Annotated in this window: 1 protein-coding gene; it reads left to right on the top strand. The window is 65.7% G+C overall.

Going from position 1 to position 582, the window contains the following annotated elements; translation table 11 throughout:
- Positions 1-582 (top strand): S1C family serine protease (locus ACXJKJ_RS31430; protein ID WP_457395579.1); only part of this gene is annotated, 582 nt, incomplete at both ends.

The raw sequence follows: 582 nt of genomic DNA, 5'->3' as shown, positions 1-582 counted from the left end.
GCGTGGGGCCGTTCGCCAACGATCCGGTGTTCCGCCGCATGTTTCCGCAGCTCACCCAGGAGCGGATCAACGAGTCGCTGGGTTCGGGCGTGATCGTCGATGCGGCGCGCGGGCTGATCCTCACCAACCACCACGTCATCGAAGGCGCGGACGAGGTCTCGGTGACGCTGTCCGACGAGCGCACCTTCAAGGCTGAATTCGTCGGTTCCGATCCCGACACCGACGTCGCGGTGATGAAGATCAAGGCCAGCAACCTCAGTGCCTTGCCGCTGGCCGATTCCAGCCAGCTCAAGGTCGGCGACTTCGTGGTSGCSRTCGGCAAYCCGTTCGGCWTCRGCCAGACSGTSACCTCGGGMATCGTSTCSGCGGTGGGCCGYAGCGGCMTSCGCGGGCTGGGCTACCAGAACTTCATCCAGACCGAYGCSTCGATCAAYCCGGGCAAYTCCGGYGGCGCGCTGGTCAACCTGMASGGCSAGCTGGTCGGCATCAACACCGCCAGTTTCAATCCGCGCGGTTCGATGGCCGGCAACATCGGCCTGGGCTTCGCCATCCCCACCAGCATCGCGCGCGGGGTGATGAACC

It is taken from the genome of Roseateles sp. P5_E1 (assembly GCF_054049335.1).
Note: the sequence above shows the minus strand (reverse complement) of the source record. Positions and strands in the feature narration are given on the sequence as shown.